Source organism: Streptomyces sp. NBC_01314 (genome assembly GCF_041435215.1).
Lineage (GTDB): Bacteria > Actinomycetota > Actinomycetes > Streptomycetales > Streptomycetaceae > Streptomyces.
The window spans coordinates 5,618,165-5,644,040 of the sequence record NZ_CP108394.1 but is presented as its reverse complement, the minus strand read 5'-3'; the positions used below and the strand labels follow the sequence as shown (position 1 = coordinate 5,644,040).

Genomic DNA, 25,876 nt, shown 5'->3' with positions numbered 1-25,876 from the left:
CGCGCCGGAGCCCTTGGTGGGGGCCGCCGCTGCGTGCTCGCTCCGCTCGCGCCTATTCATGATGTAGCACTACTTCCGCAGCTCGATGACGGTCTTGCCGATGCGGATCGGCGCGCCGAGCGGAATCGGCGTGGGAGTCGTCAGTCGGTTCCGGTCGAGATACGTGCCGTTGGTGGACCCCAGGTCCTCGACGATCCACTGGCCGTCGCGGTCCGGGTAGATCCGGGCGTGCCGGCTGGAGGCGTAGTCGTCGTCCAGCACGATCGTGGAGTCGTGTGCACGGCCCAGGCTGATTGTCTGGCCCTGCAGCGCCACGGTGGTGCCCGTCAGCGTGCCCTCGCTGACGACGAGTTTGGTCGGGGCGTTGCGCCCGCGGCGCCCGCCGCCGCCGCCGGTGGCGGGCGCGGGCTGCTGGCCGCGTTGCTGTGGAGGGGCGGCCTGGCGCGCGGCCTGCTGTGGCCGCGCGGCCTCCCGGCGCGACCCCCGCTGGGTGACGCGCGTACCGAACAGGTCGCTGCGGATGACCTGCACGGCCACGATCACGAACAGCCACAGTACGGCCAGGAAACCCAGCCGCATGACCGTGAGGGTCAGCTCTGACATTGCCCCCGCTTCACCCTTCGGCTTGCCGGTAAATGATGGTGCTGCTGCCCACGACGATCCGCGAGCCGTCGCGGAGCGTAGCGCGGGTGGTGTGCTGCCCGTCCACCACGATGCCGTTGGTGGATCCGAGATCTTGGATCGTCGAGGGCGTTCCGGTCCGGATCTCGCAGTGCCGGCGGGAGACGCCGGGGTCGTCGATCCGCACGTCGGCTTCCGTGCTGCGTCCCAGTACCAGCGTCGGGCGGGAGATCTGATGGCGGGTGCCGTTGATCTCGATCCAGTAGCGCATGCGCCCGCCGGCCGCCGGAGCGGTAGGCGGCCGCTGGCCGAGCGGGGCGGCGCCGGGACGGCCACCGCCGGGCGGTGGCGTGGCCGGCATGGGCGGGGCACCAGCGGGTGCCGCGGTGGGCGGGTAGCCGTAACCGCCGGGGCGGCCCGCGGCGGGGCTCGCCGGGGCGCCCGAGGGGGCCTGCTGGTCGGTGGAGGAGGCGAGCGTACGGCTGCGTACCCGGTACAGACCGGTGTCGAGGTCGTCGGCCTTCTCCAGATTGACCTTGATGGCACCCATGAAGGTGTAGCGCTGCTGCTTGGCGTAGTCGCGCACCATGCCGGCGAGCTCGTCGCCGAGCTGGCCGGAGTAGGGGCTGAGGCGCTCGAAGTCGGGCGTGCTCAGCTCCACGATGAAGTCGTTGGGGACGACCGTGCGGTCGCGGTTCCAGATGGTGGCGTTGTTGTCGCACTCCCGCTGGAGTGCTCCCGCGATCTCCACGGGCTGGACCTCGGACTTGAACACCTTGGCGAAGGTGCCGTTGACCAGACCTTCGAGACGTTGCTCGAACTTCTTCAGGACTCCCATGGGGCACCTCCTCCGTCGTCACCGCTCGGCGTACCGGGTCGGTACTGCTTACTGATCGTATCCACGCGCCGGGAAATCGGCTGGTTCCCCCCGTCGGCCCGGTCGATCGGTGTCACCCGGTCTCGACGCCCACTGAAGTCCCTTCCCGGATTCCCACCGGAGCTCTTCTTCGAACTACCCCGTCCGAACTCTGCCAAGGATCGTAGAGGCGGTACGAGACCAGTGTCCCGCACCGGACTGTGCACCCCGTCCCTCTCCAGTGGAGATGTCCGGGACCGGTACGAGGTTGATACGTGAACCAGCACGCGTTGATACGTGGCCGGAAGGGCCGTGTGTTCGGTCCGTGCTGGTCGACCGGGTCACGTCGTCGTGGGGCGGGCCGGCCGCGGATAAGGGATGTGAAGCCACCCTCTCCAGCGTGCTAATCTTCTCGATGTCGGAAGGCACCAACACCGCAAGGAACGGGGCCTGAAGACACACCTAATGCGCGGGTGGCGGAATAGGCAGACGCGCTGGATTCAGGTTCCAGTGCCCGCAAGGGCGTGGGGGTTCAACTCCCCCCTCGCGCACAGCGAAGCGGTCCCATCGTGATCACGATGGGACCGCTTCTTTTTTGTTCGCTCGCGGACTGCCCGGAGGGTTGAACGGGCCGGCCAGGGGCTCTTGAGTGTGAGGAGTCTCTCAGGGGTCCAGTAAGGGCTTCCGGCTTCCGGTGGCGCGGGACGGCGTGGGGGCGTGCCGAGTCCCGAGTGCGCGGTCGTGGGTGGCGTCGGGGTCAGCGTCATGTGAATCGTCGTAGATGGGGATACGAGCGATGTTTCACGTGAAACGGTGCCGAGCCAGCGTATGCGGCCTCCCTGTCTGGGTGATGGCTTCGTGAAACCCGTCAGTACCGTTGACGCCCGTCTGCCTCATCCCTATCTTCTGGTCGGCAATTCGCACAGTGTTCGCAATGTCGAACAATATTCTCGCTTTCTCGGACACCCCACACCTGCCAGACCCCACACCTGCCAGAGACGAGGCGCACATGGCACCGCCGCTCTCCAGACGCTTTCTCCTCCAGTCCGCGTTGCTCACCGCAGCCGTACCCGGAGTCTCTTTCGCGGCGGGCGGCGGCCGAGCGGTCGCCGCCACTGTTCCCACGCCTTCCGCCTGGTCGGTGCGGCCGTTCGAGCTGAAGGACGTGGCGCTCGGCCAGGGCCTGTTCGCCGACAAACGCCAGTTGATGCTCGACCACGGCCGTGGCTACGACGTCGACCGGCTGTTGCAGGTCTTCCGCGCCAACGCGGGACTTTCCACCAAGGGCGCGGTTGCCCCCGGCGGCTGGGAGGGTCTCGACGGCGAGGCCAACGGCAACCTCCGCGGCCACTACACCGGGCACTTCCTGACGATGCTCGCCCAGGCCTACGCGAGCACCAAGGACACGGCGTACTCCGACAGGATCCGCTACATGGTCGGCGCCATGACCGAGGTGCGCGCGGCGCTGCGCACCGACCCGCGCATGCTCGCCGTCACCGGGAAGTTCGGCGGTGCCCACGAGAACGTCCGGGGCTCCTACCAGTACGTCGACCTGCCGAACAGCGTGCTCGGCGGCGCGTCGGCGATCACCCTGTCGACCTGGGTGAAGCCCACCCACAACGCCAACTGGCAGCGGGTCTTCGACTTCGGTAACAACACCACCCGGTACATGTACCTGGTCACCCGCAACGGGAGCGGGGTTCCGCGTTTCGCCATCACCACCAGCGGGGCGGGCGGGGAGCAGAGCCTCAACGGCACCGCCGCGCTGCCGCTGAACCAGTGGAGTCACCTGGCGGTGACCATCTCCGGCAGCACGGGCACCCTCTACGTCAACGGCACCGCGGTCGCCCAGAACACCTCGATGACCCTCAACCCATCGGTCCTGGGGACCCTGACGAACAACTGGCTGGGCCGCTCCAACTACTCCTCCGACCCGACGTTCGCGGGCGCCTTCGACGAGTTCAACATCTGGTCGCGGGCGCTGACGCCGGCGGAGATCACCTCGCTGCAGACCAACGAGGCCAAACTCTCCTCGGCAGGGCTCGGCAACCTCGTGTCGTACTACTTCTTCGCCACCAGCGGCGGCACGTTCGCCGACGCCTCCGGGCGCGGGCTCACCGCCACCCTGCGCCGCACCTGGGGCGGGCCGAGCCATGCCGGGTTCCTCGCCGCCTACCCGGAGACGCAGTTCATCGATCTGGAGTCGCGGACCAGCGCCGACTACACCAAGGTGTGGGCGCCGTACTACACCGCGCACAAGATCCTCAAGGGCCTGCTCGACGCCTACCTCGCCACGGACGACGCCCGGGCGCTCGACCTCGCGTCCGGCATGTGCGACTGGATGTACTCCCGGCTGTCCAAGCTGCCCGAGTCCACGCTGCAGCGGATGTGGGGCATCTTCTCCAGCGGTGAGTTCGGCGGCATCGTCGAGACGATCGTCGACCTGTACTCGATCACCGGCAAGGCCGACCACCTCGCGCTGGCCAAGCTGTTCGACCTCGACCGGCTCATCGACGCCTGCGCGGCCGACACCGACATCCTGGATGGCCTTCACGCCAACCAGCACATCCCGATCATGACCGGTTATGTCCGGCTGTACGACGTGACGGGCGAGACCCGCTACCTCACCGCCGCGAAGAACTTCTGGGGCATGGTGATCCCGCAGCGCATGTACGGGATCGGCGGCACCAGCACGGCCGAGTTCTGGAAGGCGCGCGGGGTCGTCTCCGGGACGATCAGCGACACCAACGCCGAGACCTGCTGCGCGTACAACCTGCTCAAGCTGAGCCGGACCCTGTTCTTCCACGAGCAGGACCCGAAGTACATGGACTACTACGAGCGAGCCCTGCTCAACCAGGTCCTCGGCTCCAAGCAGGACAAGGCCGACGCGGAGAAGCCGCTGGTCACGTACTTCATCGGGCTGAATCCCGGTCATGTGCGTGACTACACCCCCAAGCAGGGCACCACCTGCTGCGAGGGCACGGGCATGGAGAGCGCCACCAAGTACCAGGACTCCGTGTTCTTCACCAAGGCAGACGGCAGCGCGCTGTACGTCAACCTGTACAGCGCCGCCACGCTGGACTGGTCCGCGAAGGGCGTGACGCTCGCCCAGAGCACCGACTACCCCCGGGAGCAGGGCTCCACGATCACCGTCGGGGGCGGCAGCGCGGCCTTCGAACTGCGCCTGCGGGTGCCGTCATGGGCGACCGCCGGCTTCCGGGTGACCGTCAACGGCAGTGCGGTGAGCGGCACTCCGGCCGCGGGGAGCTACTTCACGATCCCCTCCCGCACCTGGGGTGGCGGGGACGTCGTACGCGTGACGATCCCGTTCCGGCTGCGGGTGGAGAAGGCCCTCGACGACCCGACGCTCCAGACGCTGTTCTACGGGCCGGTCAACCTGGTCGGCAGGAACAGTGCCACCAGCTATCTGCCGGTCGGGTTGTACCGCAACGCGGGGCTCTCCGGCGACCTGCTGCCCTCCCTCACCCCGGTGAGCGGAAAGCCGCTGCACTACACGCTGGGCGGCACCGAATTCGCTCCCTTCTACGAGGGGAGCGAGGACCCGACCCACGCCTACGTCAAGCGCTCCGAACCGACTGTCTTCCTCGGCGGCACCGACTCGGGCGTCGCCAACCCGGCGAAGTCCGACGGCACGACCCTGCTGGACGAGATCTGGGCCGGGGCGCCGTTCGCCGACAAGGGCGCGCTGGTGGCGCGTGTGGAGTCGACCGCCGGCTCCTGGGTGTCGGCCGGGCTGCTGAGCCAGGCCGACGGACAGAAGGTGGTGACCACCGCGCAGAACGCGACCTACGCGGCCTGACGGCACGGGCGGCCGTTCCTGCGGTGGGGCGACCGCCCTTCGCGTTCCCCCGGGAGGGGCTGCGCGGCGAGGCACTCGGCCAAACTCTCCAAGGCCCTTGACGACCGCGTCGTCGAGGCCTTGGTGCGGGAGGCCTTGGCGCGGGCGGCCTGGAAGCGATGGACTGGTCCGATCGTGGCCGTGCCGATGCCGCATCCCGCGCACTTCGTCGGCCTGCGCAGAGCGGTCCCCGGCATCAGCGGCATCAGCGAGCGCATGCTCTGGCGATCGGCTCACCGAACTCGGCCCCGCCGGGCTGGTGGTGCGCGAGGTCGACGAAGGGCCACCGCCGCGAGTCGCCGCGCCGGCTGACCGAGGCCGGGGTCGCGCTGGGAGTCGCGCCGCAGGAGCTCCGGGACTGGGCCAAGGGCCATCTCCCGCAGAGCCGGCCGTGTGCGGGGGGCGGCGCGGACGTGGCGTCGGTGGGTGGGCCGGTCCAGCGGTGCGGGGGCGGTTTCTCCGCAGGTGTGGGCGGGCGGGGCGGGGAGTTATCCACAGGGTCTGACGCGTTTCGGCCACCGGCTGTAACGTCATCACGAGTTGATGTTCGTGCGAGGACGTGTGCGGGGGAGGCGGTCGCTGTGACCGAGGCCGATACGACGGCAGGGCCGGTGGCCGAGGCGGGGTCGGCACAGTTCCGGGAGACCGGGGCCAGGGTGGCGTCGCCGTCGCCCGGCTCGCGGGTGCCGGGGGTGCCGGGATTCGCCCGGTGGCCCTCGGAGGGGTCGCCCAAGGACGAGGGCAAGGCCTTGCGCACGCGGGTGCCCCGCAGTGCGCACGCCGATCTGACCCTCACCACCGACAGGCCGGACGCGGTGTCCGCGGTGGAGGAGTCCAACCGCGGTCGGATCACCGGCCTCACCCCGATACGGGTCGGCAGGATGGCGGCCACCCCCTTCGCGTTCCTGCGCGGTTCGGCAGGCCTCATGGCCTACGACCTCGCCCGTACGCCCATGACCGGCATCGGCACCCAGATCTGTGGCGACGCCCACGCGGCCAACTTCGGTTTGTACGGAGACGCCCGCGGCGACCTCGTCATGGACCTCAACGACTTCGACGAGACCGTCCACGGTCCCTGGGAATGGGACCTCAAGCGCCTCGCCGCCTCCCTGGTGCTCGCCGGACGCGAGGCCGGCGCCGACGAGGACATCTGCCGCAAGGCGGCCTACGACGCGACGGGCGCCTATCGGCGCACGATGCGGCTCCTCGCCAAGCTCTCGGCGCTCGACGCGTGGAACGCCATCGCGGACGAGGAACTGGTCTCCTACACCGATGCCCACGACCTGCTGGGCACGCTGGAGCGGGTCTCGGAGAAGGCGCGCGCCAACACGAGCGGCCGTTTCGCGGCCAAGGCGACCCGGCCGGTGGAGGGGGGCGGCCGTCACTTCGTGGACGCCCCGCCGGTGCTGCGCCGTGTGGAGGACGAGGAGGCCGCCGCCGTGGCCGCTTCCCTGACGCAGTACCTGACCACACTCTCGGAGGACCGCCATCCGCTGCTCGCCCGGTACGCCGTGCACGATGTGGCGTTCCGCGTGGTCGGCACCGGCAGTGTGGGAACCCGGTCGTACGTCGTCCTGCTCCTGGACCACCGAGGGGAACCGCTCGTCCTTCAGGTGAAGGAGGCCCGTCCCTCGGCGCTCGAGCCACACCTCGCCACCGCTGGTTTCGAGGTGCCGGAGGTGGAACACGAGGGGCGCCGGGTGGTCCTCGGCCAGAAGCGTATGCAGGTTGTCAGCGACATGCTGCTGGGCTGGACCACGGTCGACGGCCGCCCCTTCCAGGTACGCCAGTTCCGCAACCGCAAGGGCAGCGTCGACCCCGCGGCGCTGGCCGCCGACCAGGTGGACGACTACGGCCGCATGACCGGCGCCCTCCTCGCCCGTGCGCACGCCCACAGCGCCGACCCCCGCCTCATCGCCGGCTACTGCGGCAAGAACGACGAACTCGACGAGGCGACGGCCACGTTCGCCGTGACCTACGCGGACCGCACGGAGGCGGACCACGCGGACCTGGTGGCGGCCGTGCGGGCGGGACGGATCGCGGCGGAGGCGGGGGTCTGAGGGGAAAGCCGATGGGGGCGCCCCAGGGTGGTCGGGATGACCGGGTGGCCGGGGCGCTCGGGTGGCTGGGGCGGCCGGACCGGGGGACGTGTTCTGAGTCTGAGCCCGCGCGGAGTGTTCGGAAACGTCCGGCAGGCGGCAGGGGGTGTCCGGACGAGCCGACTGCGCCAGGTGAAGTGACTGCGCCGGGTGAGGCGACTGGGCCGGCCGCGCCGACTGGGCAGCCGGTGAAGCGGGGGCGTTATCACTCCGTCGCCGGGTCCCCGGTGGCTTTCGGTGGGGCTCGGAGTCGTGGCCTAGGCTGGGTCGGGTGACGACCCCGGAAGCCGAGCAGACACCGTCCGAGCGCCTCACCGAGCCCGTGGAGCCCGATGAGGGCGCCGCGTCTGCCGGGGGCAAGGGCTCCACTGACGGTGAGCCCTCCGCCGAGAAGCCGTCGTCCGCCGATGGGACGACACCCGCCGAGGGGTCGACCCTTGCTGAGAGCGTCGGCTCGGGGCGGCCCGAGGAGCGGCTGGAGCGGGCTGTGCGGGCGGCCGAGCAGGCGCTGATCGAGTACGAGATCGCCGTCGAGACCTTCCGGGTCGAGGTGGAGAACTTCTCCCGGCTGCACCACCAGAAGCTCGGCCCCGTGTACGCGCGGCTCGACGAGCTGGACGCCCGGATCGCCGAGGCGAAGGCCGCGCGCACCGGTGATCCGGAGGATGTGCGCAAGGCCCAGGAGGCGCGGGCCCGGGTCATGCCCATGCCGGGCGTGGAGGAGTTGTTCCACGGCTGGATGGACTCGGAGGGCCTGTTCCCCGAGGCCGCGGCGATGCTCACCGACCAGCCCGTACGGTCCCCGGAGCGAGTGCGCCCGAGCGACGAGGCCCGCAGGCTCTACCGCGAGCTGGTCCGCAAGGCCCACCCCGACCTGGCACAGGACGACAAGGAGCGGGGGCGACGGGACGAGTTCATAGTCCGTGTGAACGCCGCGTACGGCCGTGGTGACGAGGTGCTGCTGCGGGAGCTGTCCGAGGAATGGGCGGCCGGGCCCGTGCCGGAGGAGCGCAGGCCGAGTCGTGCCGAGGAGCTGTACGCCCGGCTCGAATGGCTCGCCCAGCGCAAGGATCTGCTCGCCGTCGTCGCCCGGGAGCTGGAGGAGGGCGCCATCGGCTCGATGCTCCGCCTCGCGCCGGACGACCCCGACCGCCTCCTCGACGAGATCGCCGACCAACTGCTGGCGGAGGTCGAACAGCGGGAGGCGGAGCTGGCGGGGTTGCTCGGCGAGGAGGATTAGCCCGGTAGGTCTGCCCTGCCTGTGCCTGTGCCTGTGCCTGTGACTGCGGCTGTGACTGCGGCTGTGACTGTGCCCGCCCTGCTCTGCCTGGTCGGAACAGTCGAGGGCTCGGGTCGGTGGCTGTCCGGTCGGGTAGCGTCGTCTGTATGCATCTCGGAGCTGGTGTGCCCACGGTTGAGGTCGGAGACCTCAAGGACGACGACTTTCTGCTGGATGTCCGGGAGGACGACGAGTGGCAGGCGGGTCACGCCGAAGGGGCGCTGCACATCCCCATCAGTGAGTTCGTGGCGCGCTACGGCGAGGTGACCGAGGCGGCTCCGCAGGACGGCAGGATTCATGTGATCTGCCGCTCGGGCGGTCGTTCGGCGCAGGTCACCATGTACCTCGTCCAGCAGGGCCTCGACGCCGTGAACGTGGACGGCGGCATGCAGGTCTGGGCAGCCGCCGGCCGTCCGGTGGTGGACGACGAGGGCGCGTCCGGGTTCGTTCTCTAGGGAACCTCGTTCTCCAGGAAACCTCGTTCTCCAGGGAACGTTCGGCGGGACCGCGGGTAGGTGCGGGGCGCGCGGACAGGACGTGCGCGCCCCGAGGCGTGGACTGCGCGGTGCTCAGCCCAGTGGGTGCGCTGCGAGAAGGTCGCCCAGCGCCTCCTCGTGGGCTGCTGCGGGGCCGAGTGACAGTTCGAGGTACTTGGCCCAGGCGTGATAGCGGTGCAGGGGGTATTCGACGTCGGCGCCGAAGCCCCCGTGCAGATGCTGGGCGGTCTGCACGACTCGTCGTACCCCCTCCGAGGCCCAGATCTTGGCCACGGAGACGTCCCCGCCGACGGGCAGCGCACCCCCCGCGCCGGAGGTGATGCGCCAGGCGGCCTGCCACAGCGTCGCCTCCATCGCGCGAAGGTCGATGAAGCGGTCGGCGGCCTGTACAGCGACGGCCTGGAACGAGGCGATCGGGAAACCGAACTGTTCCCTTTTTCCGGCGTATTCGCTGGTCATGCCTAGTACACCTTCGCCGAGGCCGAGCGCCAGCGCGCACGTTCCGGTGGCCAGCAGCTCCCGCAGCCGCTCCCACGCCCCCTCGGCGTCGATGACGTTCCGGGCGGCGATCCGTGCCGAGTCCAGCCGCAACCGCGCGAGCCGTTCGCCGCTGGTGGAGATCTGCTCGGCGAGCGTCACCCCGTCGTGGACGCGGGGAACGAGGGCGAGCACGGTCCGGCCGTCGGCGGCAGCGGCAGCGTCCTGCTCGGCTCCGTCGCCGGGCACGCCGGGGGCGACCGACTCCGGTGGGACCGTCGCGGGGACGACGACGAAGTCCGCGTTGTACGCCCATGGCACCGCTGTCTGCACGCCGTCCAGGACCCAGGCGCCGTCGGCGTCCCGCCGTGCGGTCACGGCGAGTTCGGCCGGGTCGTGGCCGGTGCGGCCGTGCGCGGCGACGGTCAGGACGATCTCGCCCCGGCCGACGCGTGCGAGCAGATCCGTCTTCAGCTCTTCACTCCCGTGCGCCTGTACGGCCACGGCGGCCGCGCTGCTCTCCAGCAGCGGTCCCCTGGCCAGCACCTTCGCCGACTCGCGCAGCACCAGGCACAACGCGATCGGATCGAGGCCCGAGCCGCCGTACGAGGGGTCCAGCAACAGGCTGAGCAGGTCCGCCTCGGCGAGCTTCGCCCACAGGACCCGGTCGAAGTCGTCGGCCACGGCCCCCGGCACGAGAGAGGGGCTCGGTACCCCGTCCGGCGCGACCCCGGCGAACACCGCCCTCGCCGCCTCGGCCGCCGCCTGCTGTTCCTCGGTGAAGGTGAAGTCCACGGTTCCCGCCCCTTCCGTGTCGCCGATGACAGGGCGTCAAGATAGAACAGGTTCTAGAAGAGGGGAATGGTGTGGGGCGCGGTGGTGTCACGGGCGTCGGGCGCGGCAGGCTGCTGAGCGGCCGTGACGGCTTTCGCGAGAGAGGCGGACCACACTGAGCCGTAAGGTGTCCCCCGCTGTGGATAACCTCATGGGTGCCGTGTGAGCGGTGTGACGATGTGACTGCTGTGGCCATCGGGGCTGTGCCGGAGGGACGCGGCTGAGTAAGTTCCGGTGGGGAAGTGGACCGGGTAGTGGGAATCGGGGAGCGGGGCGGAATGGACGCGAACGACGAGGTCTCGAACGCCCGGCGGGGGCCGGACGAGCCCGAGGGCCCCGCCTCCGTGAGCGAGGGGAACCCGCAGGCCCAGCCTCCCCAGCAGACCCCGGCCTCGGCCCCAGCCTCGACCCCGACCTCGGCCTCGTCCCTGACCTCGGCCCCCGCAGCCCCGTCCTCGCCGGAGTCTCCCCGGCCGCGACCCGAGCAGATGGCCGAACCGGTGCGGTCGACCGCCGGTATCGCGGCGCTCACCCTGCCGTACCAGATCGCCGTGGCGCTGGTGCTCGCGGTCGTGGCGGTGGCGACCTGTGCGCACGTCGGGCTGGTGTTTCTCCATATCGCACCCTCGAACACGCTGACGAAGCAGCACGGTGGGGCGGTGGACGAATGGGTGTACCCGGAGTTCGAGCAGAACTGGAAGCTGTTCGCGCCGAACCCGTTGCAGCAGAACATCTCGGTGCAGGCGCGCGCCGAGGTCCGTACCGCGGACGGTGAGACGCGCGAGACCGGCTGGTACGACCTGTCCGGGCTGGACGGCGCCGCGATCGACAGGAATCCGGTGCCGAGCCACACCCAGCAGAACGAGCTGCGCCGGGCCTGGGACTTCTATGTCTCCACACACGACGGCGAGGACCGCGCCACCACCTCGCGCGGCGACCTCTCCGAGCGCTATGTGCGCCGCATCGTGGTGATGCGCCTCGACCGCGAGCAGGCCGACGGTCCCGACGGTGTGATCGAGCGGATCCAGCTCCGATCCCGTACGACCAACGTGCCGTCGCCCGAGTGGAGCGAGGAAAAGGTGTCCGACAAACCCGTCGTCCGTGAGCTGCCCTGGTGGTCGGTGACCGGTGATGACCGGACGGACGCCGCCGCCAACGCGGCCGGCGCCGGCCGGGCCGTCACCGGCCGGACGGAGGCGGGCGCCGAATGAGCTCCGTGAACCCGACCGACCCGGTCCGGCCGGTGAGCCCGGTGGGGCGCCTCACCACCGTGATAGGCAACGGGATCACCCGTGTCACGGATCGCGCGCTGGGCCCGTACCAGAGCGCGATCATCCGTATCGGCTTCTCCGCGACCTGGCTGCTGTTCCTGCTGCGCGAGTTCCCGCACCGACGCGAGTTGTACGGCCCCGAGGGGCCCTGGAGCTGGGAGCTGGCCCAGCAACTGATCGCGACCAACGACGCCTTCACGGTGCTGATGTGGTCCGACAGCATGGTGTGGTTCGAGATCGTCTACGCCGTCGCCATCCTGGCCACCTTCCTTCTGCTGCTCGGCTGGCGCACCCGCGCCGTGAGCGTGCTCTTCATGGTGGGCGTTCTCTCGCTGCAGAACCGCAGCGTCTTCATGGGTGACGGCGGCGACAACGTCCTCCACCTCATGGCGATCTATCTCGTCTTCGTCCGCTGCGCCCAGGTCTGGTCGCTGGACGCGCGGCGTGTACGGCGCGGGCGCGAGCGCCTGGAGCGGGACGGCAGCGCACCGCAGGACAGGGTCGGCCCCGCCCTGTGGTGCGTGCTCGGGTTCGCGCTGCTGGTGGCGACGTTCGGTGGTCTGATTCCGGGCGGCGATCTGGTGCCGGGCGGCTGGCTGACGTTCTTCTGGGGGCTGTGGGTGGTGCACGCCCTGTGGTGGGCCGTCGGCCGCGTCACGTCGGACACCAAGCCGCGCGCGCTGCTCGACATCGTCGGCAACCTCACGCACAACGCCGTCCTGGTCGTGATCATGGCCGAGGCGTGTCTGATCTACGCGGCGGCCGGCTGGTACAAGATCCAGGGCGGGCGCTGGCAGGACGGCACGGCCGCCTACTACCCGTTCCACCTGGACTACTTCTCGCCCTGGGCCGGGCTCTCCGACCTGCTGTCGTCCAGCGGCACGATGGTGATGCTGGCGACGTACGGGACGGTGATCGTGCAGGTCGCCTTCCCGTTCACGCTCTTCAACCGGCGCGTCAAGAACGTCCTGCTGGCGGTCATGATGACCGAGCACGCCGTGATCGCCGTCGTGCTGGGCCTGCCGTTCTTCTCGCTCGCGATGATCGCCGCCGACGCCGTGTTCCTGCCGACGCCCTTCCTGAAGCGCCTGGGTGGCCTGGTGGCACGCGGGCGTGACCGCGTCGTACGTCGCGTGCTGCCCGGGCGCGCCCTCACGATCCCTGGCCCGCGTGACCCGCGGCGGTCACCGCTCTCCCAGGAGAAGGAGTCGGCCGAGCAGGCCAACGTAGGCTTCACCGCATGAACGATCCGGTGAAGAGTCCGGTGAGCGGATCAGAGGACGGACCGGAGGACGGACGGGCGGTCAGCCCGGCGACCGCGTCGATCGTCCGTCCGGCGGACGACGTCCTGCGGGCCTGGCGCCGCCTCGCCGACGCCGCGGTCCTGCTCGACGGCTTCCACGCCCTCAAGCACGCCGTGCGCTTCGGTGCCGAGGTGCCGGTGGCCGTCACCGCCGACCGCACGGCGGCGCTCGCCCTCGCCGACGAGCTGGCCCCGGACGTACGGGACCGGCTCGCGCAGCTTCTCCAGGAGGTCCCGCAGGAGGCGTACCGGGCCCTCGTACCGCGACCGCACCCTACCGCCGTCGCCGCCCTGGCCGTACGCCCCTCGCGCGCGGCCCATCTGGCCGTCCTCGCCCACACCCCGCGCACCGCCCCCGTCGTCGTCCTCGACAACCCGCGCAACCTGGGCAACGCGGGGGCCGTGATCCGGCTGGCCGCCGGTTTCGGCGTGACCGGTGTGGTCACCACGGGCACCATGGACCCCTGGCACCCCACGGTCGTACGCGGTGGGGCGGGCCTGCACTTTGCGACCGCCGTCGAGCGCCTGGAGGTCGCCGACCTGCCACCCGGCCCGCTCTTCGCACTCGACCCCGAGGGCGACGACATCCGGGGCCTGAGGCTCCCGGACGACGCCGTCCTCGCCTTCGGCTCGGAACGCAGCGGCCTGTCCGCCGAACTCCGGGCACGAACCGACCACTTGCTGGCCCTCCCGATGCGCCCCCAGGTCTCCAGCTACAACCTGGCGACAAGCGTGGCGATGACGCTGTACCACTGGAGCACGGGTTCCTTCTGAAGGGACGTGGTGGGTGCGCCCCTTCAAGGGCGTGAGGAACCGCGCGACCAGCCGGGGACGGCCCACGGACGCCCGGCCATCGCGGTCACCCGGCGCCCCTAGCGGAGCGCTTCGCTCCGGACCTCGACCACCCGGAACCGATTGGCCACGAACGCTCCGTCGCACAGAGCCGCGTTCGCCGCCGGATTCCCACCGGACCCGTGGAAGTCCGAGAACGCCGCGGTCTGGTTCACATACACCCCACCCGTGAGGTTCAGCGACAACTGCGCGCACTCCTCCAGGCAGACCTCCTCGACGGCCTCGGCCACCTCGTCGGAGGTCGTGTACGCGCCGACGGTCATCGCGCCCTTGTCGCCGATGGTCCGCCGCAGCAACTCCAGGCCGTCCGCGGCCGAGTCGACGGCCACGGCGAACGACACCGGCCCGAAGCACTCGCTCATGTAGGCGGCCTCGTCCTCGGTCCGCTCCCAGTACTTCCGCGCGCCGTCGAGCTTCACGATCACCGGTGTACGGACGACCGCGCCGGGGAACTCCGGGTTGCTGATCTCCCGTGAGGCGAGGGCGACTTCGCCGAGCGACGCGGCGGCTTCGAGGCGGGTCCTGACGTCGGGGTTCACGATCGCGCCGAGCAGTGCGTTCGCGCGCGCGTCGTCGCCCAGCAGGCCGCCGACCGAGGTGGCGAGGTCGGCGACGACCTCGTCGTAGGACCTGGGGCCCTGGTCGGTGGTGATGCCGTCGCGGGGGATGAGCAGGTTCTGCGGGGTGGTGCACATCTGGCCGCTGTACAGGGACAGGGAGAAGGCCAGGTTGGAGAGCATGCCCTTGTAGTCGTCGGTGGAGTCGACGAGCACCGTGTTGACGCCGGCCTTCTCCGTGTAGACCTCCGCCTGGCGGGCGTTGGCCTCCAGCCAGTCGCCGAAGGACGTCGAACCGGTGTAGTCGATGATGCGGATCTCGGGGCGGGTGGCCAGGTCCTTGGCGATGCCCTCGCCGGGGCGCTCGGCGGCCAGCGCGACCAGGTTGGGGTCGAAGCCGGCTTCGGCGAGGACCTCGCGGGCGACCTGAACCGTCAGGGCGAGCGGTAGCACCGCGCGCGGATGGGGCTTCACGAGCACCGCGTTGCCGGTGGCGAGGGAGGCGAACAGGCCCGGGTAGCCGTTCCACGTCGGGAAGGTGTTGCAGCCGATGACGAGGGCGGTGCCGCGCGGCACCGGCTTGAACTTCTTGGTGAGCGCGAGCGGATCGCGCTTGCCCTGGGGCTTGCTCCACTCCGCGGTGTCCGGGGTGCGGACCTGCTCCGCGTACGCGTACGCCACAGCCTCCAGGCCTCGGTCCTGGGCGTGCGGGCCGCCCGCCTGGAAGGCCATCATGAAGGCCTGGCCGCTGGTGTGCATGACGGCGTGGGCGAACTCGTGGGTGCGGTCGCTGATCCGTTTGAGGATCTCCAGACACACCGCCGCGCGCGCCTCCGCGCCCGCGTCGCGCCACGCGCGCCGGCCCGCCTTCATGGCGGGCAGCAGCGTGTCGATGTCCGCGTGCGGGTAGGTGACGCCCAGCTCGATGCCGTACGGGGAGACCTCGCCGCCCACCCAGTCGTCGGTGCCGGGCTGGCCGAGGTCGAGTCGGGTGCCGAGGAGGGCGTCGAAGGCGGCCTTGCCCTCGGCCATGCCCAGGCTGCCGTTCTCGCCGTACGCCTTGGGGTGCTCGGGGTGGGGCGACCAGTACGCGCGGGTGCGGATCGCTTCCAGCGCCTGGTCGAGGGTGGGCCGGTGCTTGGCGATCAGGGCGTGCGCGGACGGCTCGGCGGCCATGCTTGACCAACTCCTCACGTCAGAAGCTCTTCGTCAAGCTCTGACCTGGGCAGGAACAGGCGGACAAGGCTAGAGTAACCGAACGATCGGTCGGTACAAGGGGGTCCGCCGCATCTGTGGACAACCCCGTGCGGGAGGATCGCGCACATGACAGGACTCGACCCCGGCAGCCCCGTGGCCGTCGTAGGCACCGGCACCATGGGCCAGGGCATCGCCCAGGTCGCACTGGTCGCGGGCCACCTCGTACGGCTGTTCGATGCTGTTCCCGGCCGTGCGCGGGAGGCCGCGGAGGCGGTCGGCGCGCGGCTCGACCGGCTCGTCGCGAAGGACCGCATGACCGCCGCCGACCGGGACGCCGCGCGCGCCCGGCTGCACGCCGCCGAGGGCATCGCCGACCTCGCGGACTGCGGTCTCGTCGTCGAGGCGGTCGTGGAGCGGCTGGACGTCAAACAGGAGCTGTTCCGCGCGCTGGAGGACGTCGTCGGCGAGGACTGTCTGCTCGCCACCAACACCTCCTCCCTGTCCGTCACGGCCATCGGCGGCGCCCTGCGCAATCCGGGCCGTTTCGTGGGCCTGCACTTCTTCAACCCCGCGCCGCTGCTGCCCCTCGTCGAGGTCGTCTCCGGGTTCTCCACCGACTTCACGTCGGCCACGCGCGCGTACGAGACGGCCCGCGCCTGGGGCAAGACGCCGGTCGCCTGTGCCGACACCCCCGGCTTCATCGTCAACCGCATCGCACGCCCGTTCTACGCCGAGGCCTTCGCGGTGTACGAGTCCCAGGCCGCGGAGCCGGTCACCATCGACGCGATCCTGCGCGAGTGCGGTGGCTTCAGGATGGGCGCCTTCGAGCTGACCGACCTGATCGGGCAGGACGTCAACGAATCCGTCACCCACTCCGTGTGGCAGGCCTTCTTCCAGGACGTGCGTTTCACGCCCTCGCTGGCCCAGCGACGGCTCGTCGAGTCCGGCCGGCTCGGCCGCAAGACGGGGCAGGGCTGGTACGAGTACGCCGACGACGCCGAGCGCCCCGAGCCGCACACCGCCGAGCCGGTCCCGGCGCCCGCGTACGTCGTCGTCGAGGGTGATCTGGGCCCCGCGGCCGACCTGCTCCCGCTGATCCGGGAGGCGGGCATCGCCGTCCGCGAGGACGAGGAGGACCACGGCACCCGGTTCGTGCTGCCGAGCGGCGGCCAGCTGGCCCTCGCCGACGGGCAGACCTCCGTGGAGTTCCGGGACGTCGTCTACTTCGACCTCGCACTCGATTACCGCAGGGCCACCCGGATCGCCCTGTCCGCCTCCCGGGACACCTCGCCGCAGACCCTCGCGGAGGCCACCGGGCTCTTCCAGGCGCTGGGCAAGGACGTCAGCGTCATCGGGGACGCCCCCGGCATGATCGTCGCCCGCATCGTGGCGCGGATCGTCGACCTCGCGCACGACGCCGTCGCCAAGGGCGTGGCCACCAAGGAGGACATCGACACGGCGATGCGCCTGGGCGTCAACTACCCGCTGGGGCCCTTCGAATGGAGCCGCAGGCTGGGCCGCAACTGGGCGTACTCCCTCCTGGACGACCTGCACCTGCGCGACCCCTCCGGGCGCTACGCGCCCTCGCTGGCGCTCTACCGCCACGCCTACGCCTCCGACAAGCGGGAGGGCACCTCCTCATGACCACCGCCAAGCGCGACACGTACACCCCGGAGACACTGCTGTCCGTCGCGGTCCGGGTCTTCAACGAACGCGGCTACGACGGCACGTCCATGGAGCACCTCTCCAAGGCGGCCGGTATCTCCAAGTCGTCGATATACCACCACGTCACGAGCAAGGAGGAACTGCTGCGGCGGGCCGTCAGCCGGGCGCTGGACGGCCTCTTCGGAATCCTCGACGAGGAACCCGCGCGCGCGGGACGTGCGGTGGAGTGCCTGGAGCACGTCGTACGGCGCATGGTCGAGGTGCTCATGAGCGAGCTTCCCTACGTGACCCTGCTGCTGCGCGTGCGCGGCAACACCGACACCGAGCGCTGGGCCCTGGAGCGGCGCCGTGACTTCGACCACCGGGTCGCCGAGCTGCTGAAGGCCGCGGCCGCCGAGGGTGATGTGCGCCGTGACGTGGAGGTGCGCCTCGCGACCCGGCTCGTCTTCGGGATGATCAACTCGATCGTGGAGTGGTACCGGCCGGACGGGCGGGGCATGGGCGAGCGGGAAGTGTCCGACGCGGTGACGCACCTGGTCTTCGCGGGGCTTCGCGCCCAGGACTGAATGATTCCGGTGGGCCCGGGAAGCGGGGGCTGATCGATGCTCCGGGAGCCGGGAGCCAGGGCTGATCGACTCCGGCGGCACGGGAGTTCGGGGCTGACCGGCTCTCCGGTGGCCCGAACGGGCTCGGGCCCGGTCAGCCCTCCGGTTCCACGTCCTCCTCCTCGAACACCAGCAGTGTCCGGGTGCTGAGCACCTCCGGGATGGCCTGGAGCTTGGTGAGGACGACCTCGCGCAGGGCCCTGTTGTCCGAGGTGTGCACCAGGAGCAGGACGTCGTAGTCGCCGCCCACCAGGGCGATATGGGCGGCGCCGGACAGCTGGCGCAGCTGGTCGCGGACCGTGCGCCAGGAGTTCTGCACGATCTTGAGGGTGATGTAGGCCGAGGTGCCCTTTCCGGCGCGCTCGTGGTTCACGCGCGCCCCGAAGCCACGGATCACGCCGTCCTCGATGAGGCGGTTGATGCGGGCGTAGGCGTTGGCGCGGGAGACGTGGACGCGTTCGGCGACGGACCGTATCGAGGCGCGCCCGTCGGCCTGCAGCATGCGCAGGATGTCCTGGTCTATGGCGTCCAGCGGTCGAGGGGGCGGCAGGGCCGGGCCGTGCTCCGGCGGCTCGGCCATTTGTTCAGGTGCCATGTGCCCCTGCCTCCCTACCATGGACGTACTGCGTTCATTTCAGGCTGTGCAGAACCGTTTGTCCACAGCCTGAGGGTGCCTGTAGCCAAAATGCGTCAACGACCGAACAATCGGTAGGTGAGACGTGTCACAGCCGTGCCGCGTCCCGGAGCCACTCCCACGAGGAGGTGCCGTATGACGGTCATGGAGCAGCGGGGCGCGTACCGCCCGACACCGCCGCCCGCCTGGCAGCCCCGCACGGACCCCGCGCCGCTGCTGCCCGACGCGCTGCCGTACCGCGTGCTCGGCACGGACGCGGCGGCCGACGCCGACCCCGCGCTGCTGCGCCGGCTCTACGCCGAGCTCGTGCGCGGTCGGCGCTACAACACGCAGGCCACGGCCCTGACCAAGCAGGGCAGGCTCGCCGTCTACCCCTCCAGCACCGGCCAGGAGGCCTGCGAGGTCGCCGCCGCGCTCGTCCTCGAAGAGCGGGACTGGCTCTTCCCCAGCTACCGCGACACCCTCGCCGCCGTCGCCCGTGGCCTCGACCCCGTGCAGGCGCTCACGCTGCTGCGCGGCGACTGGCACACCGGTTACGACCCGCACGAGCACCGCGTCGCACCCCTGTGCACCCCGCTCGCGACCCAGCTCCCGCACGCCGTGGGCCTCGCGCACGCCGCCCGCCTCAAGGGCGACGACGTGGTGGCGCTCGCCCTGGTCGGCGACGGCGGCACCAGTGAGGGCGACTTCCACGAGGCGCTCAACTTCGCCGCCGTCTGGCAGGCCCCGGTCGTCTTCCTCGTCCAGAACAACGGCTTCGCGATCTCCGTCCCGTTGGCGAAACAGACTGCGGCCCCGTCGCTTGCCCACAAGGCCGTCGGCTACGGGATGCCGGGCCGCCTGGTCGACGGCAACGACGCGGCGGCCGTGCACCAGGTGCTCGCCGAAGCGGTGGCCCACGCGCGCGCGGGCGGCGGTCCCACGCTGGTCGAGGCGGTGACGTACCGCATCGACGCCCACACCAACGCCGACGACGCGACCCGCTACCGGGGCGACGCCGAGGTCGAGACCTGGCGTGGGCACGACCCGATCGCCCTCCTGGAGCACGAGCTGACCGAGCGCGGCCTCCTCGACGAGGACGGCGTCCGGGCCGCCCACGACGCCGCCGAGACGATGGCGGCCGACCTGCGCGAGCGCATGAACCAGGACCCCGTCCTCGACCCCATGGACCTCTTCGCCCACGTCTACGCCGAACCCACCCCCCAACTGCGCGAACAGGAGGCCCTGCTCAGGGCCGAGCTGGCGGCGGAACGAGAAGGGGCGCACCGATGACCACCGTCGCCCTCAAGCCCGCCACCATGGCGCAGGCGCTCAACCGCGCCCTCCGCGACGCCATGACCGCCGACCCCACCGTGCACGTCATGGGCGAGGACGTCGGCGCCCTCGGCGGTGTCTTCCGGGTCACCGACGGGCTCACGAAGGAGTTCGGTGAGGACCGGGTCACCGACACCCCGCTCGCCGAGGCGGGCATCCTCGGCACGGCCGTCGGCATGGCCATGTACGGGCTCAGGCCGGTCGTGGAGATGCAGTTCGACGCGTTCGCCTACCCGGCCTTCGAGCAGCTCATCAGCCACGTCGCCCGCACGCGCAACCGCACGCGCGGGGCGATGCCGCTGCCGATCACCATCCGCGTCCCGTACGGCGGCGGCATCGGTGGCGTCGAGCACCACAGCGACTCCTCCGAGGCGTACTACATGGCGACTCCGGGGCTCCATGTCGTCACGCCCGCCACCGTCGCCGACGCCTACGGTCTGCTGCGCGCCGCGATCGCCTCCGACGACCCGGTCGTCTTCCTGGAGCCCAAGCGCCTGTACTGGTCGAAGGACTCCTGGAATCCCGAGGAACCGCAGGCCGTCGAGCCGATCGGCCGCGCGGTCGTGCGCCGCGCCGGCCGCAGCGCCACGCTCCTCACCTACGGCCCGTCCGTGCCCGTCTGCCTGGAGGCCGCCGAGGCGGCCACGGCCGAGGGCTGGGACCTCGAAGTCGTCGACCTGCGCTCCCTGGTGCCCTTCGACGACGAGACGGTCGCCGCGTCGGTACGGCGGACCGGACGCGCGGTCGTCGTCCACGAGTCCGGCTCCTACGGCGGGCCGGGCGGCGAGATCGCGGCCCGCGTCACCGAGCGCTGCTTCCACCATCTGGAGGCGCCCGTGCTGCGCGTCGCCGGATTCGACATCCCGTATCCGCCGCCGATGCTGGAGCGGCACCATCTCCCCGGCGTCGACAGGATCCTGGACGCCGTGGGGCGCCTGCAGTGGGAGGCGGAGAACTGATGGCCCACGTGCTGGAGTTCAAGCTGCCCGACCTCGGTGAGGGGCTGACCGAGGCCGAGATCGTCCGCTGGCTGGTCCAGGTCGGGGACGTCGTCGCGATCGACCAACCGGTCGTCGAGGTCGAGACGGCCAAGGCCATGGTCGAGGTCCCCTGCCCCTACGGCGGGGTCGTCACCGCACGCTTCGGCGAGGAGGGCACGGAACTGCCCGTCGGGGCACCGCTGTTGACGGTGGCCGTAGGGGCGCCCGCCTCCGGCGTCACCGCCGACGAGGGCTCCGGGAACGTGCTGGTCGGATACGGCACCGGGGCACCACCGGCGCGACGCAGGCGGGTGCGGCCCGGGGAGCCGATCCGGTCCGCGGTGCCTGCCGCGCCGGCGGTGCGGCTCACCACCGTCGATACGACAGCCGTCCCGGTCGCCGCTCCCGAGTGCCCGGACGGACCCGTGCCGGTCATCTCCCCGCTCGTCCGCCGTCTCGCCCGCGAGAACGACCTGGACCTGCGGAAGGTGCATGGCTCGGGCCCCGAGGGGCTGATCCTGCGGGCGGACGTGGAGCACGCGCTGCGGGCCGCCTCGGCCCCGGTGCAGGCGCCGCGGGCCGTGACCGCGCAGCCGCTCGCCGCACCTGCCGCACAGCCCGCGCCCGCCGGGGCCCCCTCCGCCACCCGCATCCCCCTGCGTGGCGTCCGGGGCGCCGTCGCCGACAAGCTCTCCCGCAGCCGGCGCGAGATCCCCGACGCGACCTGCTGGGTGGACGCCGACGCGACGGAGCTGATGCGCACCCGTGCGGCGCTGAACACGTCCGGCGGTCCGAAGATCTCCGTCCTCGCACTGCTCGCCCGGATCTGCACGGCGGCGCTGGCCCGTTTCCCGGAGCTGAACTCGACGGTCGACATGGAGGCCCGCGAGGTCGTACGTCTCGACCAGGTGCACCTCGGGTTCGCCGCGCAGACGGAACGGGGGCTGGTCGTCCCCGTCGTGCGGGACGCGCACACCAGGAACGCGGAGTCGCTGGGCGCCGAGTTCGCCCGCCTGACCGAGGCGGCGCGGACCGGGACGCTGACGCCCGGCCAGCTGACCGGCGGGACCTTCACGCTGAACAACTACGGCGTCTTCGGCGTCGACGGGTCCACACCGATCATCAACCACCCCGAGGCCGCCATGCTCGGCGTCGGCCGCATCGTCCCCAAGCCCTGGGTGCACGAGGGCGAGCTTGCGGTACGGCAGGTCGTGCAGCTCTCGCTCACCTTCGACCACCGGGTCTGCGACGGCGGCGCGGCGGGAGGCTTCCTGCGGTTCGTGGCGGACTGCGTCGAACAGCCGGCGGTGCTGCTGCGCACACTCTGATCACCGGCTTTGCCCGGTCGGGTCCGATCGTCCTCCGCCGTCGGAGCCGACCGGGCCGTGATTGCGCGGCCTCCCCGCGTTCCCTGTGATCGTCAGGGCCCGCATACTCGGGGGGTGACCGCGTACGAGCCCCCGGGCGGCCCCGGTACCGAGGCGTTCGACGCCGTCGTGCTCGCCGGAGGCGCCGCCCGGCGGCTCGGCGGCGCCGACAAGCCCGCCGTGCGCGTAGGCGGACGGGCCCTGCTCGACCGGGTGCTGACCGCCTGCGCCGGGGCCGGAGCGACCGTCGTCGTCGCCGAACCCCGGCCCACCGCGCGACCCGTTCTCTGGGCCCGCGAGGAACCCCCGGGCGGCGGCCCTCTCGCCGCGCTGGACGCCGGACTCCGGCACACCACCGCGCCGTACGTCGTCGTCCTCTCCGCCGACCTGCCGTTTCTGGCCGAGGAGACGGTACGGCGACTGCTCGACACCCTCTCGGACAGCGCGGGCCCCGCCGACGGCGTCCTGGTCACCGACCCCGACGGCCGCGACCAGCCCCTCGTGGCCGCCTACCGGGCCGAGGCCGTGCGCCGTGAGCTCACGCGGCTCGCCGCCGAGCACGGAAGCCTCACCGGGCTCCCTCTGCGGCGGCTGACCGCCGCACTGCGCCTCACCCGCATCACCGACCCGGTCGCGTCCTTCGACTGCGACACCTGGGACGACATCGCCGCCGCCCGCGCACGGATCAGGGAGCATGGCCACGTGTTGGATGAATGGATTTCCGCAGTCAAGGACGAGCTGGGGATCGACCTCGACGTCGACATCACCGAACTGCTCGACCTCGCCCGTGACGCCGCCCACAGTGTGGCCCGGCCCGCCGCTCCGCTGACGACGTTCCTGATCGGCTACGCCGCGGCCAAGGCCGGGGGAGGCCCCGAGGCGGTCACCGAGGCCGCCCGTAAGGCGTCCGCCCTGGCCCTCCGCTGGGCCGACGAGGACACCCCCGACGCCAAGCCGGACACCGAGCCGGACGTCAAGCCGGACACCGAGCCCGGCGCCGCGCCCGGCACCGGCCACAGCACCGGCCCGGCCACCGGATGACCGCTCAGGACGCCGAAGAACTCGACGTGGAGGAGGCGCTGGCCGTGGCCAACAACAGGCCCGTCCGGGGGCCGGACGGGCCCCGCTCCTCCCGCGCGACCCCCACGACCGGCCAGGCCGACGCGCCCCGGGCCAAGGACCACTCCCACCACAGGGCCACCTCCTGGCCCGAGGCCCGAGCCACCGCCGAACGCGCCGCCCGCTCGGTCGGCCGCCGGGCCCCCGTGTCGGTCACCCTGGACAAGGCCCTCGGTCTCGTTCTCGCGGCCGCCCTCACAGCCCTCACCGACCTCCCTTCCTTCGACACCTCCGCGATGGACGGCTGGGCGGTCGCGGGACCCGGGCCCTGGGAAGTTCGGGAGGACGGTGTGCTGGCAGGACACGCCGATCCCCGGCGGCTCACGGACGGGGAGGCGGTCCGGATCGCCACCGGCGCCCGCATCCCGCCCGACACGACCGCCGTCCTGCGCAGCGAGCACGGCCGCACCGACGACAAGGGGCGGCTGCACCCGACCCGGGACCTCGCACACGGACAGGACATCCGCCCACGGGGCCAGGAATGCCGCATCGGCGACCAACTGCTGCCGCTCGGCACGCAGATCACCCCGGCCGCGCTCGGACTCGCGGCGGCCGCCGGGTACGACACGGTGAGTGTGCTCCCCCGCCCTCGCGTCGAACTGCTCGTCCTGGGCGACGAACTGCTCACCGAGGGGCTTCCGCGCGAGGGGCTGATCCGAGATGCCCTCGGGCCGATGCTGCCGTCCTGGCTCCGGGCGCTCGGCGCCGAGGTCACCGCCGTACGCCGCCTCGGGGACGACGCCGACGCCCTGTACCGGGCCGTGAAGAAGTCCTCCGCCGACCTCGTCGTCACCACGGGCGGCACGGCCGCCGGACCCGTCGACCACGTCCACCCCATCCTGCGCCGCGTCGGGGCCGAACTCCTCGTCGACGGTGTGAAGGTGCGCCCGGGCCACCCCATGCTGCTGGCCCGCATCAAGCAGGACCAGCACCTCGTCGGTCTGCCGGGCAACCCCCTGGCCGCCGTCTCCGGACTGTTCACGCTCGCCGAGCCCCTGCTGCGGACCCTCGCCGGACGTCCGGCCCCGGAGCCGTTCGCGATGCCTCTTCGGGAGGCGGTGCACGGGCATCCGTACGACACCCGGCTCGTTCCCGTCAGTCTGCGCGGTGACGACGCTGTGCCGCTGCACTACAACGGTCCCGCTATGCTCCGCGGAATCGCCACCGCTGATGCCCTTGCCGTCGTACCGCCGGGCGGCGCCCGCCCCGGTCAGGAGCTGGAGCTGCTCGACCTGCCCTGGGCGACAGCGGGGATCCAGGTGTGTTTCACGTGAAACATCGGTATGGCCGACCGGCCTTGCGGCCAACGATGTTTCACGTGAAACAACGGGCAGCCGGGGGTGGAGTACAGCCAGGGGATGTACGTCGAAACGGGGAGTGTTTCACGTGAAACTGCCGGGCCATGATGCGATCGCCCGCAACGCGGACGAGCGTCTGGTGACCCACCAGGTCAAGCTGCCGAAACGTGAGCTCGAACGGCCGATCCGACAGGTCGGCAAGCGGCTGGCGATGGCCTTGTTCGTGCTGCTCGCGACCGCGCTCATCGTCTACGCCGACCGCGAGGGGTACAACGACAACTCCGACGGCTCCGTGGACCTGCTCGACGCGTTCTACTACGCCACCGTCACCCTCTCCACCACCGGGTACGGCGACATCACCCCGGTCAGCGACGCTGCCCGGTTCACCAACATCTTCGTGATCACGCCGCTGCGCGTGCTGTTCCTGATCATCCTGGTCGGAACCACGCTGGAGGTCCTCACGGAGCGCACGCGTGAGGAATGGCGACTGAACCGCTGGAGGGCGGCCTTGAGGGAGCACACCGTTGTCGTCGGCTTCGGAACGAAGGGGCGCTCGGCGATCCAGACCGTCTGCACGACAGGGCTGAAGAAGGAGCAGGTCGTCGTCGTGGACCCCAGCTCCAAGGTCATCGACGCCGCGACGGCCGATGGGTACACGGGGGTCGTCGGGGATGCGACGCGCAGCGATGTGCTGTTGCAGGCCGAGGCGCACAAGGCGCGGCAGATCATCATCTCGACCGCGCGGGACGACACCGCCGTACTGGTCACGCTGACCGCCCGCCAGCTCAACCGCGGGGCGAAGATCGTGGCCGCCGTACGGGAGGAGGAGAACGCGCCGCTGCTGAAGCAGTCCGGGGCGGACGTCGTCATCACCAGCGCGAGCGCGGCCGGACGCCTGCTCGGGCTCTCCGTGCTCAGCCCCGCCGCCGGCATGGTCATGGAAGACCTCATCCAGCAGGGCAGCGGGCTCGACATCGCCGAACGGCCGGTCATAAAGGCAGAGGTGGGCCGTGGTGTGCGGGAGACGGAGGACCTGGTGGTCAGCGTGCTGCGCGGACATCGGGTGCTCGGCTACGACGATCCGTCCATCGGCGAGCTTCAGTTGACGGACCGGCTCATCACCATCGTCCGCGCCACGCCGAGCACGAAGATCACCCCCGAGACCAAGCACCTGCCGTAGCGGATCGACGGC

20 protein-coding genes, 1 tRNA gene and 1 pseudogene are annotated in these 25,876 nt (G+C 71.2%); 17 read left to right on the top strand and 5 right to left on the bottom strand.

Annotated elements, in window-relative coordinates:
* Window positions 1-69: 69 nt before the first annotated feature.
* Window positions 70-603 carry an FHA domain-containing protein gene (locus tag OG622_RS24750; protein ID WP_371578825.1) on the bottom strand — a complete coding sequence of 178 codons (534 nt, stop codon included), beginning with the start codon at window positions 601-603 and terminating at the stop codon, window positions 70-72.
* Between the two features lie 10 nt (window positions 604-613).
* A complete protein-coding gene (locus OG622_RS24745) occupies window positions 614-1,459 on the bottom strand; it encodes an FhaA domain-containing protein (RefSeq protein ID WP_371578824.1) in 846 nt (281 codons plus the stop codon).
* A gap of 485 nt (window positions 1,460-1,944) precedes the next feature.
* Between OG622_RS24745 and OG622_RS24740 the strand changes: the two genes are divergently transcribed.
* The 6 genes and pseudogenes from OG622_RS24740 to OG622_RS24715 all read left to right on the top strand — a co-directional run bounded on the left by OG622_RS24740 (window position 1,945) and on the right by OG622_RS24715 (window position 9,169).
* Window positions 1,945-2,028: transfer RNA gene (locus OG622_RS24740), tRNA-Leu, on the top strand.
* Window positions 2,029-2,486: 458 nt separating this feature from the next.
* Window positions 2,487-5,297 (top strand): beta-L-arabinofuranosidase domain-containing protein, encoded by a 2,811-nt coding sequence (locus OG622_RS24735; protein ID WP_371578823.1) that lies wholly within the window; start codon window positions 2,487-2,489, stop codon window positions 5,295-5,297.
* Window positions 5,298-5,417: 120 nt separating this feature from the next.
* A pseudogene (locus OG622_RS24730) lies at window positions 5,418-5,731 on the top strand (winged helix-turn-helix transcriptional regulator); the annotation flags it as partial.
* A gap of 186 nt (window positions 5,732-5,917) precedes the next feature.
* Window positions 5,918-7,396 carry a DUF2252 domain-containing protein gene (locus OG622_RS24725; RefSeq protein WP_371584202.1) on the top strand — a complete coding sequence of 493 codons (1,479 nt, stop codon included), beginning with the start codon at window positions 5,918-5,920 and terminating at the stop codon, window positions 7,394-7,396.
* Between the two features lie 310 nt (window positions 7,397-7,706).
* The gene (locus OG622_RS24720) at window positions 7,707-8,675 is read left to right on the top strand and encodes a hypothetical protein (RefSeq protein WP_371578822.1); all 969 of its coding nucleotides are present in this window, start codon (window positions 7,707-7,709) and stop codon (window positions 8,673-8,675) included.
* A 164-nt stretch (window positions 8,676-8,839) separates the two neighbouring features.
* Entirely contained in the window at window positions 8,840-9,169 is a 330-nt protein-coding gene (locus OG622_RS24715; protein WP_371584201.1) for a rhodanese-like domain-containing protein, read from the top strand.
* 114 nt (window positions 9,170-9,283) lie between these two features.
* On the opposite strand, the gene OG622_RS24710 is transcribed toward OG622_RS24715, so the two are convergent.
* Window positions 9,284-10,483 carry an acyl-CoA dehydrogenase family protein gene (locus tag OG622_RS24710; protein ID WP_371578821.1) on the bottom strand — a complete coding sequence of 400 codons (1,200 nt, stop codon included), beginning with the start codon at window positions 10,481-10,483 and terminating at the stop codon, window positions 9,284-9,286.
* A 317-nt stretch (window positions 10,484-10,800) separates the two neighbouring features.
* On the opposite strand from OG622_RS24710, the gene OG622_RS24705 reads away from it, so the two are divergent.
* The 3 genes from OG622_RS24705 to OG622_RS24695 are packed head-to-tail and all read left to right on the top strand — an operon-like array spanning window position 10,801 to window position 13,870.
* The gene (locus OG622_RS24705; RefSeq protein ID WP_371578819.1) at window positions 10,801-11,733 is read left to right on the top strand and encodes a DUF5819 family protein; all 933 of its coding nucleotides are present in this window, start codon (window positions 10,801-10,803) and stop codon (window positions 11,731-11,733) included.
* Complete coding sequence (locus tag OG622_RS24700) at window positions 11,730-13,037, top strand: HTTM domain-containing protein (RefSeq protein WP_371578818.1); 1,308 nt, start codon at window positions 11,730-11,732, stop codon at window positions 13,035-13,037. The genes OG622_RS24705 and OG622_RS24700 overlap by 4 nt, the downstream gene beginning before the upstream one ends.
* On the top strand, window positions 13,034-13,870 hold the full coding sequence (locus OG622_RS24695) for a TrmH family RNA methyltransferase (RefSeq protein ID WP_371578817.1): 837 nt from the start codon (window positions 13,034-13,036) through the stop codon (window positions 13,868-13,870). Before OG622_RS24700 ends, OG622_RS24695 begins: the two co-directional genes overlap by 4 nt.
* A 98-nt stretch (window positions 13,871-13,968) precedes the next feature.
* On the opposite strand, the gene paaN is transcribed toward OG622_RS24695, so the two are convergent.
* Window positions 13,969-15,681: a phenylacetic acid degradation protein PaaN gene (gene paaN / locus OG622_RS24690; protein WP_371578816.1), complete on the bottom strand. Its 1,713-nt coding sequence runs from the start codon at window positions 15,679-15,681 to the stop codon at window positions 13,969-13,971.
* Between the two features lie 147 nt (window positions 15,682-15,828).
* Here paaN and OG622_RS24685 point away from each other — a divergent pair, with 147 nt between their 5' ends.
* The gene (locus OG622_RS24685; RefSeq protein ID WP_371578815.1) at window positions 15,829-17,346 is read left to right on the top strand and encodes a 3-hydroxyacyl-CoA dehydrogenase; all 1,518 of its coding nucleotides are present in this window, start codon (window positions 15,829-15,831) and stop codon (window positions 17,344-17,346) included.
* Window positions 17,343-17,933 carry a TetR/AcrR family transcriptional regulator gene (locus OG622_RS24680; RefSeq protein ID WP_371578814.1) on the top strand — a complete coding sequence of 197 codons (591 nt, stop codon included), beginning with the start codon at window positions 17,343-17,345 and terminating at the stop codon, window positions 17,931-17,933. The genes OG622_RS24685 and OG622_RS24680 overlap by 4 nt, the downstream gene beginning before the upstream one ends.
* Window positions 17,934-18,066: 133 nt before the next feature.
* On the opposite strand, the gene OG622_RS24675 is transcribed toward OG622_RS24680, so the two are convergent.
* Window positions 18,067-18,552 carry an Lrp/AsnC family transcriptional regulator gene (locus OG622_RS24675; RefSeq protein WP_013002201.1) on the bottom strand — a complete coding sequence of 162 codons (486 nt, stop codon included), beginning with the start codon at window positions 18,550-18,552 and terminating at the stop codon, window positions 18,067-18,069.
* A 189-nt stretch (window positions 18,553-18,741) separates the two neighbouring features.
* Between OG622_RS24675 and pdhA the strand changes: the two genes are divergently transcribed.
* From pdhA to OG622_RS24645, 6 genes are all read left to right on the top strand, one after another.
* Window positions 18,742-19,878, top strand: coding sequence for a pyruvate dehydrogenase (acetyl-transferring) E1 component subunit alpha (gene pdhA, locus OG622_RS24670; protein ID WP_371578813.1), 1,137 nt, complete (start codon window positions 18,742-18,744; stop codon window positions 19,876-19,878).
* Window positions 19,875-20,879: an alpha-ketoacid dehydrogenase subunit beta gene (locus tag OG622_RS24665; RefSeq protein ID WP_371578812.1), complete on the top strand. Its 1,005-nt coding sequence runs from the start codon at window positions 19,875-19,877 to the stop codon at window positions 20,877-20,879. Before pdhA ends, OG622_RS24665 begins: the two co-directional genes overlap by 4 nt.
* On the top strand, window positions 20,879-22,228 hold the full coding sequence (locus OG622_RS24660; protein ID WP_371578811.1) for a dihydrolipoamide acetyltransferase family protein: 1,350 nt from the start codon (window positions 20,879-20,881) through the stop codon (window positions 22,226-22,228). The genes OG622_RS24665 and OG622_RS24660 overlap by 1 nt, the downstream gene beginning before the upstream one ends.
* 114 nt (window positions 22,229-22,342) lie before the next feature.
* A complete protein-coding gene (locus OG622_RS24655; RefSeq protein WP_371578810.1) occupies window positions 22,343-23,308 on the top strand; it encodes an NTP transferase domain-containing protein in 966 nt (321 codons plus the stop codon).
* Complete coding sequence (locus OG622_RS24650) at window positions 23,305-24,660, top strand: molybdopterin molybdotransferase MoeA (protein ID WP_371578809.1); 1,356 nt, start codon at window positions 23,305-23,307, stop codon at window positions 24,658-24,660. Before OG622_RS24655 ends, OG622_RS24650 begins: the two co-directional genes overlap by 4 nt.
* Window positions 24,661-24,763: 103 nt before the next feature.
* Window positions 24,764-25,864 (top strand): TrkA family potassium uptake protein, encoded by a 1,101-nt coding sequence (locus OG622_RS24645; protein WP_371578808.1) that lies wholly within the window; start codon window positions 24,764-24,766, stop codon window positions 25,862-25,864.
* The last annotated feature ends 12 nt before the right edge of the window (window positions 25,865-25,876 follow it).

Bases quoted from the DNA above. Each gene is read 5' to 3' on its own strand.
- OG622_RS24695 (WP_371578817.1), top strand. From the start codon at position 13,034: ATGAACGATCCGGTGAAGAGTCCGGTGAGCGGATCAGAGGACGGACCG.
- paaN (WP_371578816.1), bottom strand. From the start codon at position 15,681: ATGGCCGCCGAGCCGTCCGCGCACGCCCTGATCGCCAAGCACCGGCCC.
- OG622_RS24700 (WP_371578818.1), top strand. From the start codon at position 11,730: ATGAGCTCCGTGAACCCGACCGACCCGGTCCGGCCGGTGAGCCCGGTG.
- OG622_RS24650 (WP_371578809.1), top strand. From the start codon at position 23,305: ATGACCGCTCAGGACGCCGAAGAACTCGACGTGGAGGAGGCGCTGGCC.
- OG622_RS24660 (WP_371578811.1), top strand. From the start codon at position 20,879: ATGGCCCACGTGCTGGAGTTCAAGCTGCCCGACCTCGGTGAGGGGCTG.
- OG622_RS24675 (WP_013002201.1), bottom strand. From the start codon at position 18,552: ATGGCCGAGCCGCCGGAGCACGGCCCGGCCCTGCCGCCCCCTCGACCG.
- OG622_RS24750 (WP_371578825.1), bottom strand. From the start codon at position 603: ATGTCAGAGCTGACCCTCACGGTCATGCGGCTGGGTTTCCTGGCCGTA.
- OG622_RS24705 (WP_371578819.1), top strand. From the start codon at position 10,801: ATGGACGCGAACGACGAGGTCTCGAACGCCCGGCGGGGGCCGGACGAG.
- OG622_RS24665 (WP_371578812.1), top strand. From the start codon at position 19,875: ATGACCACCGTCGCCCTCAAGCCCGCCACCATGGCGCAGGCGCTCAAC.
- OG622_RS24745 (WP_371578824.1), bottom strand. From the start codon at position 1,459: ATGGGAGTCCTGAAGAAGTTCGAGCAACGTCTCGAAGGTCTGGTCAAC.
- OG622_RS24680 (WP_371578814.1), top strand. From the start codon at position 17,343: ATGACCACCGCCAAGCGCGACACGTACACCCCGGAGACACTGCTGTCC.
- OG622_RS24685 (WP_371578815.1), top strand. From the start codon at position 15,829: ATGACAGGACTCGACCCCGGCAGCCCCGTGGCCGTCGTAGGCACCGGC.
- OG622_RS24735 (WP_371578823.1), top strand. From the start codon at position 2,487: ATGGCACCGCCGCTCTCCAGACGCTTTCTCCTCCAGTCCGCGTTGCTC.
- pdhA (WP_371578813.1), top strand. From the start codon at position 18,742: ATGACGGTCATGGAGCAGCGGGGCGCGTACCGCCCGACACCGCCGCCC.